This is a genomic window from Blastococcus sp. SYSU DS0510 (genome assembly GCF_054050835.1).
On record NZ_JBJHAC010000009.1, the window covers coordinates 42,136 to 58,561 of the forward strand.

13 protein-coding genes are annotated in these 16,426 nt (G+C 75.0%); 3 read left to right on the top strand and 10 right to left on the bottom strand.

All coding sequences use genetic code 11. The features are described 5' to 3' along the window. Nucleotides 1-11 precede the first annotated feature (11 nt). The 3 genes from ACI79P_RS09235 to ACI79P_RS09245 all read right to left on the bottom strand — a co-directional run bounded on the left by ACI79P_RS09235 (nucleotide 12) and on the right by ACI79P_RS09245 (nucleotide 4,476). Nucleotides 12-1,205, bottom strand: a complete 1,194-nt coding sequence (locus tag ACI79P_RS09235) for an MFS transporter (protein ID WP_456580743.1) — start codon at nucleotides 1,203-1,205, stop codon at nucleotides 12-14. A 179-nt stretch (nucleotides 1,206-1,384) separates the two neighbouring features. Beyond that, the gene (locus ACI79P_RS09240) at nucleotides 1,385-2,836 is read right to left on the bottom strand and encodes an esterase (protein WP_456580744.1); all 1,452 of its coding nucleotides are present in this window, start codon (nucleotides 2,834-2,836) and stop codon (nucleotides 1,385-1,387) included. 101 nt (nucleotides 2,837-2,937) lie between these two features. After that, nucleotides 2,938-4,476 carry an acetolactate synthase large subunit gene (locus ACI79P_RS09245; RefSeq protein WP_456580745.1) on the bottom strand — a complete coding sequence of 513 codons (1,539 nt, stop codon included), beginning with the start codon at nucleotides 4,474-4,476 and terminating at the stop codon, nucleotides 2,938-2,940. 178 nt (nucleotides 4,477-4,654) lie between these two features. Between ACI79P_RS09245 and ACI79P_RS09250 the strand changes: the two genes are divergently transcribed. Continuing rightward, entirely contained in the window at nucleotides 4,655-4,951 is a 297-nt protein-coding gene (locus ACI79P_RS09250; protein WP_456580746.1) for a WXG100 family type VII secretion target, read from the top strand. 69 nt (nucleotides 4,952-5,020) lie between these two features. Here the strand turns inward: ACI79P_RS09250 and ACI79P_RS09255 are convergent, their stop codons facing one another. From ACI79P_RS09255 to ACI79P_RS09265, 3 genes are all read right to left on the bottom strand, one after another. Continuing rightward, nucleotides 5,021-9,361, bottom strand: coding sequence for an FtsK/SpoIIIE domain-containing protein (locus ACI79P_RS09255; protein WP_456580747.1), 4,341 nt, complete (start codon nucleotides 9,359-9,361; stop codon nucleotides 5,021-5,023). 65 nt (nucleotides 9,362-9,426) lie between these two features. After that, nucleotides 9,427-9,738: an EthD family reductase gene (locus ACI79P_RS09260; protein WP_456580748.1), complete on the bottom strand. Its 312-nt coding sequence runs from the start codon at nucleotides 9,736-9,738 to the stop codon at nucleotides 9,427-9,429. An 82-nt stretch (nucleotides 9,739-9,820) separates the two neighbouring features. Continuing rightward, nucleotides 9,821-10,756, bottom strand: coding sequence for a quinone oxidoreductase family protein (locus ACI79P_RS09265; RefSeq protein WP_456580749.1), 936 nt, complete (start codon nucleotides 10,754-10,756; stop codon nucleotides 9,821-9,823). A 175-nt stretch (nucleotides 10,757-10,931) separates the two neighbouring features. Between ACI79P_RS09265 and ACI79P_RS09270 the strand changes: the two genes are divergently transcribed. Then, on the top strand, nucleotides 10,932-11,636 hold the full coding sequence (locus tag ACI79P_RS09270) for a DUF4230 domain-containing protein (RefSeq protein WP_456580750.1): 705 nt from the start codon (nucleotides 10,932-10,934) through the stop codon (nucleotides 11,634-11,636). 74 nt (nucleotides 11,637-11,710) lie between these two features. On the opposite strand, the gene ACI79P_RS09275 is transcribed toward ACI79P_RS09270, so the two are convergent. Beyond that, nucleotides 11,711-12,910 carry an acyl-CoA dehydrogenase family protein gene (locus ACI79P_RS09275; protein WP_456580751.1) on the bottom strand — a complete coding sequence of 400 codons (1,200 nt, stop codon included), beginning with the start codon at nucleotides 12,908-12,910 and terminating at the stop codon, nucleotides 11,711-11,713. Between the two features lie 163 nt (nucleotides 12,911-13,073). On the opposite strand from ACI79P_RS09275, the gene ACI79P_RS09280 reads away from it, so the two are divergent. Then, nucleotides 13,074-13,436, top strand: coding sequence for a DUF4190 domain-containing protein (locus tag ACI79P_RS09280; protein WP_456580752.1), 363 nt, complete (start codon nucleotides 13,074-13,076; stop codon nucleotides 13,434-13,436). Between the two features lie 72 nt (nucleotides 13,437-13,508). Here the strand turns inward: ACI79P_RS09280 and ACI79P_RS09285 are convergent, their stop codons facing one another. The 3 genes from ACI79P_RS09285 to ACI79P_RS09295 all read right to left on the bottom strand — a co-directional run bounded on the left by ACI79P_RS09285 (nucleotide 13,509) and on the right by ACI79P_RS09295 (nucleotide 16,407). Then, nucleotides 13,509-14,462 (bottom strand): HpcH/HpaI aldolase/citrate lyase family protein, encoded by a 954-nt coding sequence (locus tag ACI79P_RS09285; protein WP_456580753.1) that lies wholly within the window; start codon nucleotides 14,460-14,462, stop codon nucleotides 13,509-13,511. 104 nt (nucleotides 14,463-14,566) lie between these two features. Then, nucleotides 14,567-15,535 carry a DMT family transporter gene (locus ACI79P_RS09290; RefSeq protein ID WP_456580754.1) on the bottom strand — a complete coding sequence of 323 codons (969 nt, stop codon included), beginning with the start codon at nucleotides 15,533-15,535 and terminating at the stop codon, nucleotides 14,567-14,569. Further along, on the bottom strand, nucleotides 15,532-16,407 hold the full coding sequence (locus ACI79P_RS09295) for a PhzF family phenazine biosynthesis protein (RefSeq protein WP_456580755.1): 876 nt from the start codon (nucleotides 16,405-16,407) through the stop codon (nucleotides 15,532-15,534). The genes ACI79P_RS09290 and ACI79P_RS09295 overlap by 4 nt, the downstream gene beginning before the upstream one ends. Nucleotides 16,408-16,426: the final 19 nt, after the last annotated feature.

Here is a 16,426-nt window from a genome sequence, read left to right on the forward strand (position 1 = left end):
GCGGCGCGGCGTCAGCTCCCGGGCGCAGGGCGCCGGAGCACGGAGGGGCGGCACACCACGGCCGCTCCAAGAACCATCACCGCCGTCACCACGAGGGCCGCGCCGACCGAGAGGAGGTCGGCCAGCGCGCCGTTGAGCGCCGCGGCCAGCGGCCGCGACCCGACGAAGCCCATCAGCCAGAGCGCCATGATGCGGCCGATGAACTCCCGCGGCACCCGGTCGTAGAGCAGCGTCGTGATGCCGTTCATGGCCAGCGTCAGGCCGACGCCACCGACGACGAAGGCGACGACGGCGGCGGGCACGTTCCAGCTCGCCGCGACGCCCACCGCCGAGCCCGCGAGCAGCACGAGCCCCGTCGTCGCCATCTGGGCGTGGTCGAGCCACCGGATCAGCGCCACCTGCGCGAAGAAGCCGAGGAACGCGCCCGCACCGAAGGCCGAGGCCAGCACACCGACGAGCTCCGGGCCGCCCCCGAGGACGTCGGCCAGCGAGGGCCCCAGCGTCACGGCCGGGTCGGCGCCGACGCCCACCGCGGTGACCCCGAGCAGCAGCACGCCCACCACCGGGTCGGTGCGGAGGTACCGCACCCCCGCGATGACCGACAGCCGCGGCCCGGGTGCGGTGGGGGCCCCCGGCGTCCGCAGCCGGAAGACCGCCACGAGGAACACGAGGTGACCGACGGCGGCGAGCCCGAACGCGACGCCGTAGCCGGCGGTGGCGGCCACGACGCCGCCCACGGCCGGCCCGACGGCCCGGCCCACCGAGAAGGTGAGGTTGTCCAGGGCCACGGCCCGCGCCACCTCACCCGGCCGCACCAGCGACGGGAGCAGCGCCTGCATCGCCGGCCCGCCGACGGAGAACCCGAGCCCCACGATCAGTGCGGTCACCATGACCACCCACGCGGGCACGTCGGTGATCTCGGGGGTCAGCAGCACCCAGCCGGAGAGGATCGCCGCGCCGAGGGTGCAGAGCGCGCGGCCGAGCAGGATCTGCCGCCGCGGGCTGCCCCGGTCGGCCATCGCGCCGCTGAGCGGTGTCAGCACCAGCTGCGGCACGAACTGCGCGAAGCTCACCAGACCGACGAGGAACGCCGACGAGGTCAGCTGCCAGACCAGCGCCGCGCTGGCGATGTTCTGGATCCAGATGCCGACGTTCGCGAGCAGCTTGCCGGCCCAGTAGGGGCCGAAGACGGGGTCGGTGATCAACCGCCGGGACGGGCGGGGTGCGGCGGGCCCGGGCTCCGGTTCTCCTCCGCCGTCCACTGCCACGCAATCTAGGCAGCGCCGCCGGGCACCGGCCACCCGGGTCGGCCGAGGGCCCTCCTCCCCGGGTGGGGAGGAGGGCCCTCAGGTCATGCCGTGCTGGTGCGCGTCAGGCGACGCTGTTACGGGGTCGGGCACTCCTCGTAGAAGGCCCGCGTACCCGTGCGCACGGGGGTGGTGAACTCGCACCCGTAGTTCGGGTCGGCGACGACCTCGGGGTCGAGCACGGAGGCCCCGGCGGGCTTGACGCCGTTCTCCACCCAGTTCACCAGGTCGAGGAACTGGCTGGCCGCCTCCTCGGGCGTGTACTCGCAGTGCCCGGCGGCCCGGATCGGCCGCTGGACGAGCAGGTCCGCGTTGCCCTGGGCGGCGACGTCGCGGGCGTAGTACTGCTCCATCGAGAACGGCACGTAGTAGTCACCCAGGGTGTGCGAGGAGAGCACCGGGACGTCGATGTCGCCGGTGATCGCCGGCACCGGGACCGCCTGGTAGGTGCTCCGGGTCTTGGGCGCCGGCGCCACCCGCTCGATGCGCTGGTCGAGCGTGCTGCCGTCCTCGAACGTGTAGTCGACCGGGTAGTCCTGGTCGGCGTTCATCCACACCGCACCCGGCAGCACGCCGTCGAGCCCGGCGGGCTCGTTGGTCACGACGGCGTAGACGAAGTTCTGGCCCTCCCAGTAACCGAAGGCCTCGTCGTCACCGGGGCGCTCGCCGCCGGTGATCGCCGTGATGTTGTCGCGGAAGACCTCGCCGGCCTCGGTGAGGCCCGAGTACACCGGGGTCGCCGTGGTCGGGGTGCCGAGCGCGGCCTTGAACTGCGGCACGGCCTGCGAGAAGTACTCCGCCTGCGAGGGGAACGGGTAGGCGTCCACCCCGGAGAGTGTCTGCGCCAGCAGGTTGTAGTCGAGGAAGAAGTCGTAGAGCTCGTAGTCCCCCATGACGCCGCACATCGGAGCCGCCCCGTCCCACTCGACCCCGCGGTCGCGCTCGAGCAGCGTGCCGATGACGTGCCCACCCATCGAGACGCCCTGCAGGTAGCGCTGGTCGGCCTTGCCGACGCGCGCGTCGAAGACCTGCGCGAGCCGCTCGGTCGCGAGCGCGCCGGCCTCGATGTCGTACCGGTTCTCGCCGTAGGACGACGCCGCCCACGCGAAGCCGTTCTCGATGTAGGTGCGCCGCAGGTCGTAGCTCGGGTCGCTGACGTAGACGGTCGTGCCCGTGCCCCGGTAGCCGTGCTCCCAGAAGACGACGTCGCCGTTCCAGTCCAGCGGCACCTCGATGCGGTAGGCCGAGCCGCGGTCGATGCCGTAGAGCACCTTGCTGATCGGGTTGCCGGCCTCGTCGGTGAGCGGCACGAACTCCGCGCCCTGCCCACCGTTCACGTAGTCGTACTGCGGGTCGGCGACCGTCCAGCGGAGGTTGTAGACCGGCTCCTTCGGGGACTGCTGGACCGGCTGCCACTCCGGGTTCGACGACTGGGGAGCGGCGAGGGCCGAGCCCCCGAGGGTGAACGTCCCGAGCCCGACGCCTGCGGCGAGGGCGAGGGGGACCAACCGGTTGCGGTGCAGGGACAAGATGCGACTCCTTCGTCGGCACTGTGCTGCGCGTCACTAGGGCGCCCTTGTCTACCCCACGACCGAGGGAACCGGATAGCCGGGTCTCGGGACGAGGACGCTCAGCGCAGCGTGGCGACGATCAGGTGCGGGCCGGGCTCGGCCAGCGCCTGGCGCAGCTGCTCGGCCAGCTCCTCGGCCGTCCCCGCCCGGCTCGCCGGCACGCCCATGCCCTGCGCGATCGACACGAAGTCCAGCCGCGGGCCGCCGAGGTCGAGCAGCTTGCGGGCCCGCTCGCCATCGTTGGCCGCGCCCACCCGCGAGAGCTCGTGCTCGAGGATCTTGTAGGAGCCGTTGTCGCAGATGATCGTCGTGATGTCGGCCTGCTCGCGCGCGTAGCTCCACAGCGCCGAGATCGTGTACATCGCGCTGCCGTCGGCCTGGATGCCGATCACGGGGCGGTCCGGGCACGCCACCGCCGCACCGAGCGCCATCGGCAGCCCGTCGCCGATCGCGCCGCCGGTGAGCGCGAGCCAGTCGTGCCGTGGCCCGGCCGAGGTCATCTCCGTCAGCCCGGCGCCGGAGGTGAGAGCCTCGTCGACGACGATCGCGTCCTCCGGCAGCAGCGCGCCCACCACCGCGGCCATCGTGCGCGGGGTCAGCGCACCGGTGGGCAGCTCGGGCCGCTCGAACTCGGCGACCCCGGGCTTCGCGTCGGGCGCGACGACGTCGGCGAGCGCCCGCAGCGCGGCGGTGCCGTCCTCCCCCGGGGCGCTGAGCACGTGCACCGCGCAGTCCTCGGGCACCGGGTGGCCGGGCACGCCCGGGTAGCCGAAGAAGTGCACCGGTGCGGTGGCGCCGGCGAGCACGAGGTGGCGGGTGCCGGCGAGGGCGGCCATCGCCATCTCCGGCGGGTAGGGCAGCCGGTGCAGGTCGGGCAGGCCGGCGCCCCGGGTCGACCGGGCCGGGAAGGTCTCCACCATCAGGCGGACGCCGGTGCCCGCGGCGACCTGCGCGGCGGCCAGCTGACCGTCCTCGCCCATGACGTCGCCGCCGAGCATGAGCACCACCGGCTCGCCGGAGCGCACCACCGCGGCGACGTCGTCCACGACCGACGGGGCTACCCGCGGCCGTGGGCGCACCGCGCGCGGCCGGGCCACGGCGGCGCCCTCCTCCCAGGAGACGTCGGCCGGGAGCACCAGCGTCGCGACGCCACCGTTCGCGATGGCGGCCACCGCCTCGGCCGCGTCCGCGGCGACGTCGGCGGGCGAGAGCGAGCGCCGCACCCAGGTGGAGAAGGTGCCCGCGACGGCGTCGATGTCGGACTCCAGCGGCGCGTCGAGCCGCTTGTGCGAGCGCGCGTGGTCGCCGACGACGTTGAGCATCGGCGCCCGGCCGCGGCGGGCGTTGTGCAGGTTGGCCAGCCCGTTGCCCATGCCCGGGCCCAGGTGCAGCAGCGTCGCGGCGGGCCGGCCGGTCATGCGCGCCCAGCCGTCGGCCGCGCCGGTCGCGACCCCCTCGAAGAGGGTCAGCACGCCCCGCATCTCGGGGACGTCGTCCAGGGCGGCGACGAAGTGCATCTCCGACGTCCCGGGGTTGGCGAAGCAGACGTCGACGCCCGCGTCGACGAGGGTCCGGATCAGTGCCTGTGCGCCGTTCACACCTGTCGACACTGGCACGCCCACCGCGCGGGAGCGACCGGAGCGCCCGACTACGTCCGCACGGGCCCCCTCGGGCCTGTGGACAACCCCCGGAGTGCCCCTGTTCCCGCTGTTACGTTCCGCCGCACATCCGCTCCCGCCGGTGCCCGGGGCACCCGGACCTCCCGATTGGACTCACATGGCGAACGTCAACGTCACCTACCACCAGATGGAGGACGCCGCCGGCCGGCTCACCAACGGGCGGGTCGAGATCGACGGCATGCTCGCGCAGCTCAAGAGCCTGGTCGACCAGCTCGTCGCCGACGGCTACGTCACGGACTCCTCCAGCCGCAGCTTCCAGGCCTCCTACGACGAGTTCACGACCGGCGCCCGCACCACGGTCGCCGGCCTCGACGGCATGGCCCAGTACCTGACCCAGGCCGCCGCCACGTTCCGTGAGGCCGACGCCCAGCTCGCCGGGGCGCTCGGCCGCTGACCGCCGCACCACCCGACGGCCGCCTCGCCCCGCGCGAGGCGGCCGTCGCCGTCCCCGGGCCGGCCGCGGTCAGGGTGCGGTGGGGACGGCGACGGTGAGCAGGGCGCCGTCGCCCAGGTGCAGCAGCCCGCGCCCGGGCCGGACCGCCCCGCCGACGGCGCTGCGGGGCACCCGCACGCCGATCAGGTCGCCATCGGTGCTGCCCTGGGGGGAGAGCAGCACGCCCTGCCGGGCCTTCCTCGCCTCGACCTGCCAGCCCGACAGCCCGGTGCAGAGGGCGTCGGCGTTCCCGCCCAGCACCAGGGCGCGGCCGGGCACGGCTCCCCGCACCACCTCGCGGAAGACCTCGGCCGCGGGGCAGTCGCGCAGCACCTCGCCGTCGTCGAGGAGGAGCACCAGCGGCCGGCCGGGGTCGGCGGTGAGCAGCTCCCACCACCGGTCGGCCGGGGTGGCGGGGTCGACGACGACGTCGAGCACGCCGGGCCGCCCGGCCAGCGCGCGCAGCGGCGAGGCCTTCGGCGCGCAGAGGACGATCGGGGTGCCCTGCCGCAGCAGCGACTCCGCCATGACGACGAGGACGGTGCTGCGGCCCGAGCGCGCGGGCCCCGCGACCACGAAGGCCGGGCCCCGCTCGACCAGGTCGGGTCCGGCGCCCACCAGCTCGTCGCCGCCGACCCCGACCAGCGCGAACCCGGCCCCGGCGCCGGCCGGGCGCAGGTCCCACGCCGCCTCGAAGCCCGGGCGCGCGGGCAGCACGTCGACGCGGAAAGGCCGGGCCGAGCGCGGCACCAGCGCGTCGCGCACGTGGGCGTCCTTGGCGATCCCGGCGAGCGCCGCGGCCTGCCCCGGCCACGACTCGTCCTCCGCGAGCAGCGCGACCTGCGTCTCCACCGCCCCGTCGACCGCGACCGCCCGGCCCGGCGGCAGCCACCCGGGCACCTGCCGGCCGGCCACACCGACCAGCGGGTAGTCGCCCCGGTCGGCCAGACGCATGACGAGCTTCCCGTCGGTGAGCGACGACAGCCGGCCCGTGCCGAGCGACCGGTCGCCGGTGATCACGGCGGAGATGCCGGCGGAGGCGCCCTCGCGGACGATCGCCAGCAGGACGTCGGTGAGCCGGCCACCGTCCACCTCGCCGAGCGCCGGGGTGAACCCCTCCCAGCGGTCGAGCAGCAGGAGCACGTGCGGCAGCCGTTCCCCCACCGGCACCGAGCGGCGCTGCTCGGCGACGTCGGCGAAGCCACCCTCGGCCAGCACCTGCTGCCGGCGCTCCAGCTCCCGGGCGAGCCGGTCGAGCAGCCGGGCCGCGCGCTCGGACTCCGCACGCGTCACCACGGCGCCGCAGTGCGGCAGGTCGGCCAGCGGCAGCAGCGCGCCGTTGCCGCAGTCGAGGGCGTACAGGTGCACGTCGGCGGTCGAGCACCGCGCGCCGACCGCCCCCGCCAGCGTGCGCAGCAGCTGCGAGCGCCCGCTCCTCGGGGAGCCGATCACCAGCAGGTGCCCGTCGACCGCGGGGTCGAAGGCGGCCACCCGCCGCTCCTGGCTCGCCGGCAGGTCCTGCAGGCCGTAGGGCAGCCAGGTCGCCGGGGCCCCGGCCGGTGCCGCGAGGTCGGCGGCCTGCACCCGGGCGGGCAGCGCCGGCAGCCACGGGCTGCGCTGCGCGGGCACGCCCTCGGCCTCCGCGGCGGCACGGACGGCGTCGACCAGCACCGACAGGTCGGTGACCTCGACGTCGGGCGCCCGGGTCGCCGTCGCGGGCTTCTGCGGTGGCGCGTACCCCAGCTGGTGCCAGCCCAGCGGGACGACGAACGGCGCGGCCGCGGCGACGGCGCCCTGGCCGGGCCGGCGTCCTCCGATGCGGCCCGCCTGGAAGGGCACCAGCGCGCCGTGCCCCAGCCGCGCGAACCCGCGGCCCGGCGCGGACTTCGGGATCCGCGCCGCGTCCGGCGCGTCGAGCACGTCGCTGCTGTCCGCGCCGTCGGTGACCCGCAACGAGATGCGCAGGTTGGTGTTGGCGCGGATCTCGGGCGACACCACGCCGCTGGGCCGCTGGGTGGCCAGGACCAGGTGGATGCCCAGCGACCGGCCCCGCTGCGCGACGTCGACCAGCCCGCTCACGAAGTCGGGGAGCTCACGGGCCATCGACGCGAACTCGTCGATGACGATGAGCAGCCGCGGCAGAGGCGGGCGGCCGGGCTCGCGCACCTGCAACTCGACGTAGTCGTCGACGTCCTTCACCCCGGCGGCGGCCAGCCGGTGCTCGCGGTAGGTGAGCTCGGCCCGCAGCGAGGTGAGCGCCCGCTGCACGAGGTGGGCGTCCAGGTCGGTGACCATGCCGACGGTGTGCGGCAGGTCGACGCAGTCCTTGAACGCGCTGCCGCCCTTGTAGTCGACCAGCACGAAGTTGAGCGCGTCCGGCCGGTTGGCCACCGCCAGCGACGCGATCATCGTCTGCAGCAGCTCGGACTTGCCCGCGCCGGTGGTGCCGGCGACCAGCCCGTGCGGCCCGTCGGTGCGCAGGTCGAGGGTGAACGGCCCGTGGAGGCCGGCACCGGCGACCAGCCGGGTGGTCCGCCCCTCCAGCTGCCAGCGCGCCCGCACGCCGTCGACGCTGGGCGGCTCGAGCCCGAGCAGGTCGAGCAGCCGCGCGCTGCCGGGCAGGACGGCAGCGTCCTCCTCCAGGCTCACGTCGCGCAGCGGGGCCAGCGCCCGCGCCGCCCGCTCCGCGAGGTCGGCGGGCACGGGTTCGGCCAGCACCGCGGGCACCGGCTCGTGGCCGCTGCGCCGGAGGACCAGCCGGGCCTCCTCGGCCGGGTCCAGCACCGCGGTCGCGGTCGCCGCCTCGGGGAGGAAGCGCTCCTCCTCGTCGGCGCAGACGGCGTAGACGGCGACGGCGGGGCCGTCCTGCAGCACCTGGGCCAGGCCGGGGGTGGCCCGCAGCGCCCGGAACCCGTGGACGACGAGCACGTGCGCCGGGAAGGACTCCGGGAGCGCGCGCCCGCTCCCGGTGCTCGCGGCGCGACGGGCCTTGATCAGCGCCGTCAGCTCCGCGACCCGGGCGGTCACCGTCTCCGCGTCGTTCCCCACCGAGGCGACCGGCCCCTCGCCGTCGGCCGGGCGGACGTGCGGCAGCCAGCGCACCCAGCCCCAGTCCGCGCTCCCCCGCGCGGCCAGCAGGGTGAGGGCGAGGTCGCGCGGCGGGTGCGCGATCGCGAGCTGCAGCACGGCCCAGCGCAGCAGTCCGGCCAGCGGCCCGGCCGGCCCCGCCAGCCCGACGACGCCGGCCTCGCGCAGCGGCACCACGGCCGGGACGGCGTGCACGGTGCGCTGCTCCGGCGGCTCGCCGGTGCCCGACCGGTCGGTGACCACCACGCGGGCCGGGAGGTCGGCGGCGCCCAGGCGCAGGTCGAGGGCGTCGGGGTCGGTGCGGCGCCGCTCCCACAGCCGCCGGCCGGGCAGGAGGGCGGTGAGCAGCGCGGTCGCCGGGTCGGGGTGGGCGTCGCGCCGGCGGGCGGTCTCCTCGGCGAGGGCCTGCTCGATCCGCTGGTGGGCGCGGGCGAGCGCCCGCTCGTGCTCCTCGCGCTCCCGGCGCTGCTCGCGGGCGTTCTGCCGGCGGTCGGCGACGGTGCTGCCGACCATCATCACCGGGCCGGCGACGGCGAAGACCAGGTACAGCGGCGAGCGCATGACGACGGCGAGCACGACGCCGACCAGCACCGGCGCCAGCACCATGATCCACGGGAGCCGGCGCGGCTCCCGCCCCTTCGGCGCCTGCGGCAGCTCGATGCGCACCTCGCGCGCCGAAGGGAGCAGCCGCGGAGCCCGCACGAACGCGCGCGCCCCGGGGCCGGCGGGCTCGACCGCGGCGTCGGCGACCGGGGCCGGACCGATGACCAGCTGGGTGTCGCCGAGCTGCACCACCTGACCGGGCGCCACCGGCACGTCGTCGTCCTCGGGCACCGGCGCGCCCTCGAGCGTGGTGCCGTTGGCCGAGCCGAGGTCGCGCAGCCTCGCGCCGTCCGCACCCAGCCGCAGCAGGGCGTGCCGGCGGGACACCGCCCGGTCGGCGAGGCCGAAGCCGCCGTCGCGGCCGAGCTGGTGCTCACCCATCGGCAGCCCGGCGACCAGGCCGCTGCACGGGCCGCTGAGCACCCGCAGCTGCCACCCGCGCGCATGCCGGTCGGCCGCGACCGGGGCCAGGTGCACGACGACGCCGTCGACGAGCGCGCTCTCCCCCACCGGCTGGTCGTCGTCCAGCCGCGCGCCGGCCAGCCACAGGCCCTGGGCGGGCACGCCGGCCACCCGGGCCAGCTGCTCGCCGACCCGGCCGACCGGCGCGTCGTCGTCCACGTCGACGACGACGTCGAGCGACGTGCCGTCGTCCTGGGCGACGCTCAGCTGGACCCGCACGCCCGGACGGTAGGCGGACGCGCCGCTCCGGGGCCGTCGGGCCTGTGGAAAAACGCCCGGGCGGGTCAGGTGGCGGTCTGCACCTCGAAGTGCACGAAGGACACCCCGCCGGTGGCGAAGTTCGCGAGGTCGGCGCCGGCGGCCCGGCCCTCGGGCGAGGACAGCGCCTCCCCCATGGCCGCCTCGGAGTCGAAGTCCAGCTCGGCGACGAGGTAGGGCGCCGGCTGGGCCGGGTCCATGGCCTTGCCGTGCCCGAAGGTGACCTGCACCAGGCCGGGCTGCTTCAGCGCCAGCGGCACGTGGGTCTCCCGGTAGTAGGCGTCGAACGCCGCCGGGTCCTCCGGGGTCCCGTAGCTGACCACCAGCCTGTGCACCATCTCGACCGACCTCCGCTCTCCCCGGGCTCCGTCGCCCGGTCCGTCCGCGCAGCCAACCAGGTCAGCGGTCCCCGGCGCGACCTCAGAAGGTCAGCACCAGCCGCCCGCGCACGCCGCCGGCCTCGAGCAGCCGGTGGGCATCGGCGGCCCGCTCGGCCGGGAAGGTGCCCGCCACCCGCAGCGTGAGCACTCCCTCCTCCACCTGCCGGCGGAGCCGGTCCAGCGCGGCGCGGTCGGTGGCCACCCGGCGCACGAGGGTCGGGAAGAACCGCAGCCCGCGTTCGCCGTTGCCTCGGTAACCGCGGACGGTCGCGACCGCTCCCCCGTCGCGCACCGCCGGAAGGACCACCTCGTCCTGCACCGAGCCGTCGGCCAGCCCGTGGACGCCCTCGGGGTAGTGCTCGCGGATCCGGCCGGCGACGTCGTCCCCGCGGCGCACCACGACGTCGGCGCCGAGCCCGCGCACCAGCTCCTCGTCGGCCTCGGCCGCGTCGGCCACCACGGTGAGCCCGTCGGCCTTCGCCAGTTGGACGACGTACCCGCCGTAGGCCCCGGCCGCGCCCGTCACCGCCAGCACCTCTCCCGGCCGCAGCCCCAGGAGGTCCAGCGAGAGCCGCGCGGTGAGCCCGTTCATCGGCAGGGTCGAGGCCTCCACGGCGGTGGCGCCGGCCGGCGCGCGGACGACGGAGTCGCCCGGCAGCACCTTGTCCTCCCGGTAGCCGCCGTAGGGGCCGAACGGGACGACGATCCCCATCGCCAGGTCACCCACGGCCAGGTGGTCGACGCCCTCGCCGAGCTCGGTGACGACGCCGGCGACGTCCATGCCCGGCACCCACGGCGGGGTCTTCACGGGGTCGCGCCCGGCGTAGGCGCCGCTGCGGGCGTGGGTGTCGGTCGGGCTCACCGCGGCCGCCTGGACCCGGAGCCGCACCTGCCCCGGCCCCAGGGGCTCGGGTTCCACGTCGACGATGTGCAGGGCCTCGGGCCCGCCGAACTCGGTCACTCCCGCTGCGCGCATGACCTCTTGCCTACACCCCGGTGCCGCACCGGCAGCGAGCGACGCCCCGGGCGACGGTCCCAGTCCCGGGCGGACCCGACCGACACGCCCACCGGCGGAATACCGGCGACCGTGGCGGCGCTCACACGTCCGATCATCCCGTCGCAATCCCTGGCCCGATTCGCGAGGTGTCCGCGTGCCCGCACTCCTGACCGACCGTCCCAGCGCTCCCGCCACCCCGGCCGCCCGTCGCCGCGTGCCCGTCCGGCTGATCGGTGCCGGCGTCGCCGTGGCCGTCGCCGTTCCCGTCGTCTCGGCCGTGGGCGGCTGGATCTCCGACTGGGGCTCGCCGCTGGAGCCGCAGGTCGTCGACCGGAGCACCCCGGCGCTGCTGATCGCCCTCGACGACCTCTCCGAGTACCACGCCGCCACGGCGGACCTGCAGGTGATGGTCGACCTCGAGGTCGACACCCCCTGGGTGCCGTCGGTCATCAGCGGCGAGCGGGTGCACTTCCTCGCGACCGGCACCGCGAACGCCTATGTCGACTTCGAGGGCCTGGACGACGGCGCCGTCACGCTCTCCCCCGACGGCGGGTCGGCGACCATCGTGCTGCCGGCGCCGGAGCTGTCCGAGGTCCGGATCGATGCGGACAGCAGCCGCGTCGTCGACCGCGATCGCGGGCTGGTACAGCGGGTCGGCAGCGCGCTGGTGGAGAACCCGACCGACGACAGCGACCTCTACGCGGTGGCCGAGCGGCGCCTCGCCGCCGCCGCGGCCGACAGCGACGTGCTCGAGCGGGCGGAGACCAACACCCGCGCCATGCTCGGCGCGCTGGCCCGCTCCCTCGGGGTCGACGACGTCACCGTCGAGTTCGAGCCGCCGGCCCGCGACGCCGGCTGAGACGGGCCCCGTCCCGCCCTCTGCGGGGTCCCGCCGCGAGCCTGCGCGTGGTGGGACCCGGCAGAGGTGGGTCCTCAGCCCTTGAGCTTGTAGGTCTTGAGCAGACCCCGGCTGATGATCGTCTTCTGGATCTCGCTGGTGCCCTCGCCGATGAGCAGGAACGGCGCCTCGCGCATGAGGCGCTCGATCTCGTACTCCTTGGAGTAGCCGTAGCCGCCGTGGATGCGGAACGACTGCGTGGTCACCTCGGCGCAGTATTCGCTGGCGATCAGCTTGGCCATGCCGGCCTCGACGTCGTTGCGCTTGCCGGCGTCCTTGAGGCGGGCGGCGTTGACCATCATCAGGTGCGCGGCCTCGACCTTGGTCGCCATCTCGGCCAGCTGGAAGGCGATCGCCTGGTGCTGGGCGATCGGCTTGCCGAAGGTCTCCCGCTGCTGGGCGTAGGCGACGGCGAGCTCGAAGGCGCGGATGGAGATGCCGCAGGCGCGCGCGGCGACGTTCACCCGGCCGACCTCGACGCCGTCCATCATCTGGGCGAAGCCCTTGCCCGGCGCGCCGCCGAGGATGTCGGCGGCCTCGGCCCGGTAGCCGTCGAACACCAGCTCGGTGGTGTCGACGCCCTTGTAGCCCATCTTGTCGATCTTGCCGGGGATGGTGAGCCCCGGCTTGACCTCGCCGAAGCCGGCCGGCTTCTCGACGAGGAACGTGGTGAGGTTCTGGTGGGCCTTGTCCGCGCCCTCGTCGGTGCGCACGAGCGCCGCGACGAGGGTGGAGCTGCCGCCGTTGGTCAGCCACATCTTCTGGCCGTCGATGACGTAACCGCCGTCGGCCTGCCTCACGGCCTTGGTGCGGATGCCGGCGACGTCGGACCCGAGGCCCGGCTCGGACATCGAGAACGCACCGCGCACCTCACCGGTGGCCATGCGGGGCAGGAAGTGGTCCTTCTGCTCCTGCGTGCCGTGCTGCTTGATCATGTACGCGACGATGAAGTGCGTGTTGATGACGCCGGAGACGCTCATCCAGCCGCGGGCGATCTCCTCGACCACGAGCGCGTAGGTGAGCAGCGACTCGCCGAGGCCGCCGTACTCCTCGGGGATCATCAGCCCGAAGATTCCGAGCTCCTTGAGCCCGTCGACGATCTCCTGCGGGTAGACGTCGCCGTGCTCGAGCTCCTGCGCGTGCGGGATGATCTCCTTGTCGACGAAGCTCCTGACCGTCGACAGGATCTCCTGCTGGATGTCGGTCAGGTCGGCGGTCTGGGCCAGACGGGTCACAGGTTCGCTCCTCGGGGACTCCGGTGTCCGGGTTACCGGTGAGTATGGAGCACCCGGCCCCCCGGCTCTGCGTGCGCTCGGTCACTCCCCGCGGGCGACGGCGTGCCGGGCGGACTCGCGGGGGTCGGACCGCCGGCGGCCGGCGCGGGCTAGCGTGCCCCGCGTGACCTCCCGCGACGAGCCGCCCCAGGGCGGCCCCGGCTACGGCCCCCCGCCGGGCTACGGACCCCCGCCCGGCTACGGGCAGCCCTACGGCCCGCCACCCGGGTACGGCCCCCCGCAGTGGGGCCGGCCCACCAACACCCTGGCGATCCTCGCGCTGATCATGGCGTTCGTCTTCGCGCCCGCAGGGCTGGTCCTGGGCGTCGTCGCCCGCCGGCAGATCCGCCGGACCGGCGAGGACGGCGCCGGGCTCGCGCTGGCCGGGATCATCGTCGGCGGCCTGGTCACCGGCTTCTTCGTGCTGATCATCCTGCTCTGGGTCGTCGCCTTCGCGGCGCTCTCCAGCGGGGGTTTCGGCCCCTGAGCGAGTGCGGCACAGGAAGCTCTACCTGCGGGATCAGGGCCCCAGCCGCAGGTAGAGCTTCCTATGCCCGGGTCACGCCTCCGGCGGGGTGAAGGACGACGTCCGCTGCAGCCCGGCCGCCCGCCCCTTGCCGGCGACGACCAGGGCCATCTTGCGGCTGGCCTCGTCGATCATCTCGTCGCCGAGCATCGCGGAGCCCTTCTTGCCACCGGCCTCCGACGTCGCCCAGTCATAGGCGTCGAGGATCAGCTCGGCGTGGTCGTAGTCCTCCTGCGACGGCGCGTAGATCTCGTTGGCGGCGTCGATCTGGCCCGGGTGCAGCACCCACTTGCCGTCGAAGCCGAGCATCGCCGACCGCTTGGCGACCTCCTCGAAGGCGGGCACGTCGCGGACCTGCAGGAAGGGGCCGTCGATGGCTTGCACACCCCGGGCGCGGGCGGCCATGAGGATCTGCATGAGGATGTAGTGGAACGGGTCGCCCGGGTAGTCGGGGTGCAGCGCGCCCACGACCAGCGACTTCATGTTGATGCTGGCCATGAAGTCGGCGGGGCCGAAGATGATCGTCTCGATGCGGTTGCTGGCGAAGGCGATGTCGTTGACGTTGATCAGGCCCTGCGCCGTCTCGATCTGCGCCTCGATACCGATGCGGCCGACCTCGAGCCCGTTGGCCTTCTCGATCTGGGTGAGCAGCATGTCCAGCGCCTTGACCTGAGCGGCGTCCTGGACCTTCGGCAGCATGATGCAGTCGAGGTTGGCGCCGGCGCCGCCCACGACCTCGAGCACGTCCTGGAACGTCCACTCCGTCGTCCAGTCGTTGACGCGGACGGTCCGGATCTTGTCGCCCCAGCCGCCCTCGTTCAGGGCCGCGACGATGTTCTTGCGGGCGCCGGGCTTGGCCAGCGGCGCGCAGGCGTCCTCCAGGTCGAGGAACACCTGGTCGGCCGGCAGGCCCTTGGCCTTCTCCAGGAACCGGGGGTTGCTGCCCGGGACGGCGAGGTTGGAACGACGGGATCGGAGCTCGGCCACGGTGCCTCCGCTGGTCGACGACGTTGGTCACCGGAGGGTAGCGGCGCCGATCCCCGGCCACGGACCCGCATTGATCATCGGCCGTCGGGCGGCCGGGGCAATGCTCAGGTGGCGGGCTCGACCAGCGTCGTCGGGCGGCCGGCCCGCACCACCAGCGCCACCCCGGCCACCACGAGGAGCACCCCGGGGAGCGCGAGCAGCGGCGGCACCTGCTGCAGCAGCACCAGGGCGAACAGCAGCGCGCCCGGCACCTCCAGCAGGACGGCGAGGCTCACCACGGTGGGGCCCACGGAGGAGAGCACCAGGTTCAGCAGCGTGTGGCCGAACAGCTGGGCGGAGACGGTGATCGCCGCGATCAGCCACCAGTCGCGCGCCTCGAACCCGGTCAGCGGCGCATCGACGAGCAGGGCGGCGACGGCGATCACAACCGCGCAGACCGAGTAGCAGACGACGGCGTACGCGGAGGTAGCCAGCCGCCGCCGCGCGCGGGCCCCCGCGAGCACGTACCCGCCCGCGCAGATCGCCCCGAGCACGGCCAGCGCGTCACCGGCGAGCGCCTCCGCGCTCACCGTCACGTCCACCCCCACGATGAGGACGACGCCGGCGAACGCGAGGAGCAGCCCCCACCACACCGCGGCCGGCAGCCGCACCCCGGAGACCCGCGCGGCGAGCGCCGTCCAGATGGGCGTCGTGGTGACCAGCGCGACCGAGGCGGCGACGGTGGTCATCGACAGGCTGGGCAGCCACGCGGCGAAGTGCGCCGCGAGGAAGAGCCCCGCGACGACGGAGCTGCGCAGGTCGCGCCACCGGAGCCCGGTGAGGGTGGACCGCTCACCGGTGAGGAGCACGGGGACGAGGAGGGCGGCGCCGGCGGCGTTGCGCCAGAAGGCCAGCGCCAGCATCGGCGCGGCGACCATCGCGGTCAGCGGCGCCGACAGCGAGACGCCGACGACCGCGAGGGCGAGCAGGCCGAACTCCCGGCCCCCCGGACGGTGCAGCGCCCAGGCGGTGCCGGCCCCGTCCAGAGGCTCGCGCCGAGCAGAGCGAGGTGCGAGGGGAACGGGCTCCTTCACCAGCGGGGCACCCGGATACGGCCGGACGCGACCGGCACGACCGCGCCACGCACCGTGGCGGCGACCGCCCGGCCGCCCGCGGCGGTGACGGTGCACTCGAGGACCGAGGGGCGCCCCATCCGCTCCCCCTGCCGCACGGTGTAGCCGGACGTGCCCTCACCGGCGAGCAAGCCGCTCTCCACCAGCCACACCCCGGCGCCGAGGGCCGCCGAGCCGGTGGCCGGGTCCTCGCCCCAGACCAGGTCGCGGGCGAACACCCGCGCGCGGGCGGTGGCCGTGGCGGCGTCCCACGAGAGCACCGAGACCCCCTCCCCCACGTCCAACCCGGCGAGCGCCTTCGGATCGGGGACGGCGCGGTCGACGGCGTCGGGGCAGACGGAGAGGTAGGCGAACGGCAGGCCGCAGCCGGCGACGTCGGCGGGCACACCGGTGAGGTCGTCCGCGTCCAGGCCGAGCGCCGAGGCGAGCGCGGCGGAGGGGGGACCGTCGTCGAGGGTGGGCCGGCCGCCGGAGAGGGTCGCGCCCTCGCCGTCCACCACGACGTCGAGCACCCCGGCACCGCACTCCTGGCGCAGCAGGCCCGCCGGCAGCCGCCCGGTGCGCACCAGCGTGTGCGCCGCACCGACGCTCGGGTGGCCGGCGAACGGGAGCTCGGCGTAGGGGGTGAAGATCCGCACCCGGTAGTCGGCCCCGGGCTCGGTCGGGGCGCACAGGAAGGAGGTCTCCGAGAGCGCGAACTCGTTCGCCAGGGCCTGGCACTGCTCCGTCGTCAGCTCGTCCGCCGCGAACACCACGGCCAGCGGGTTGCCCGCGAACGCACGCGGGGCGAAGACGTCGACGACCTCGTAGTCCAGCTCGACCGGGGCAGCCACGGCCCCGACGGTAGCCTTC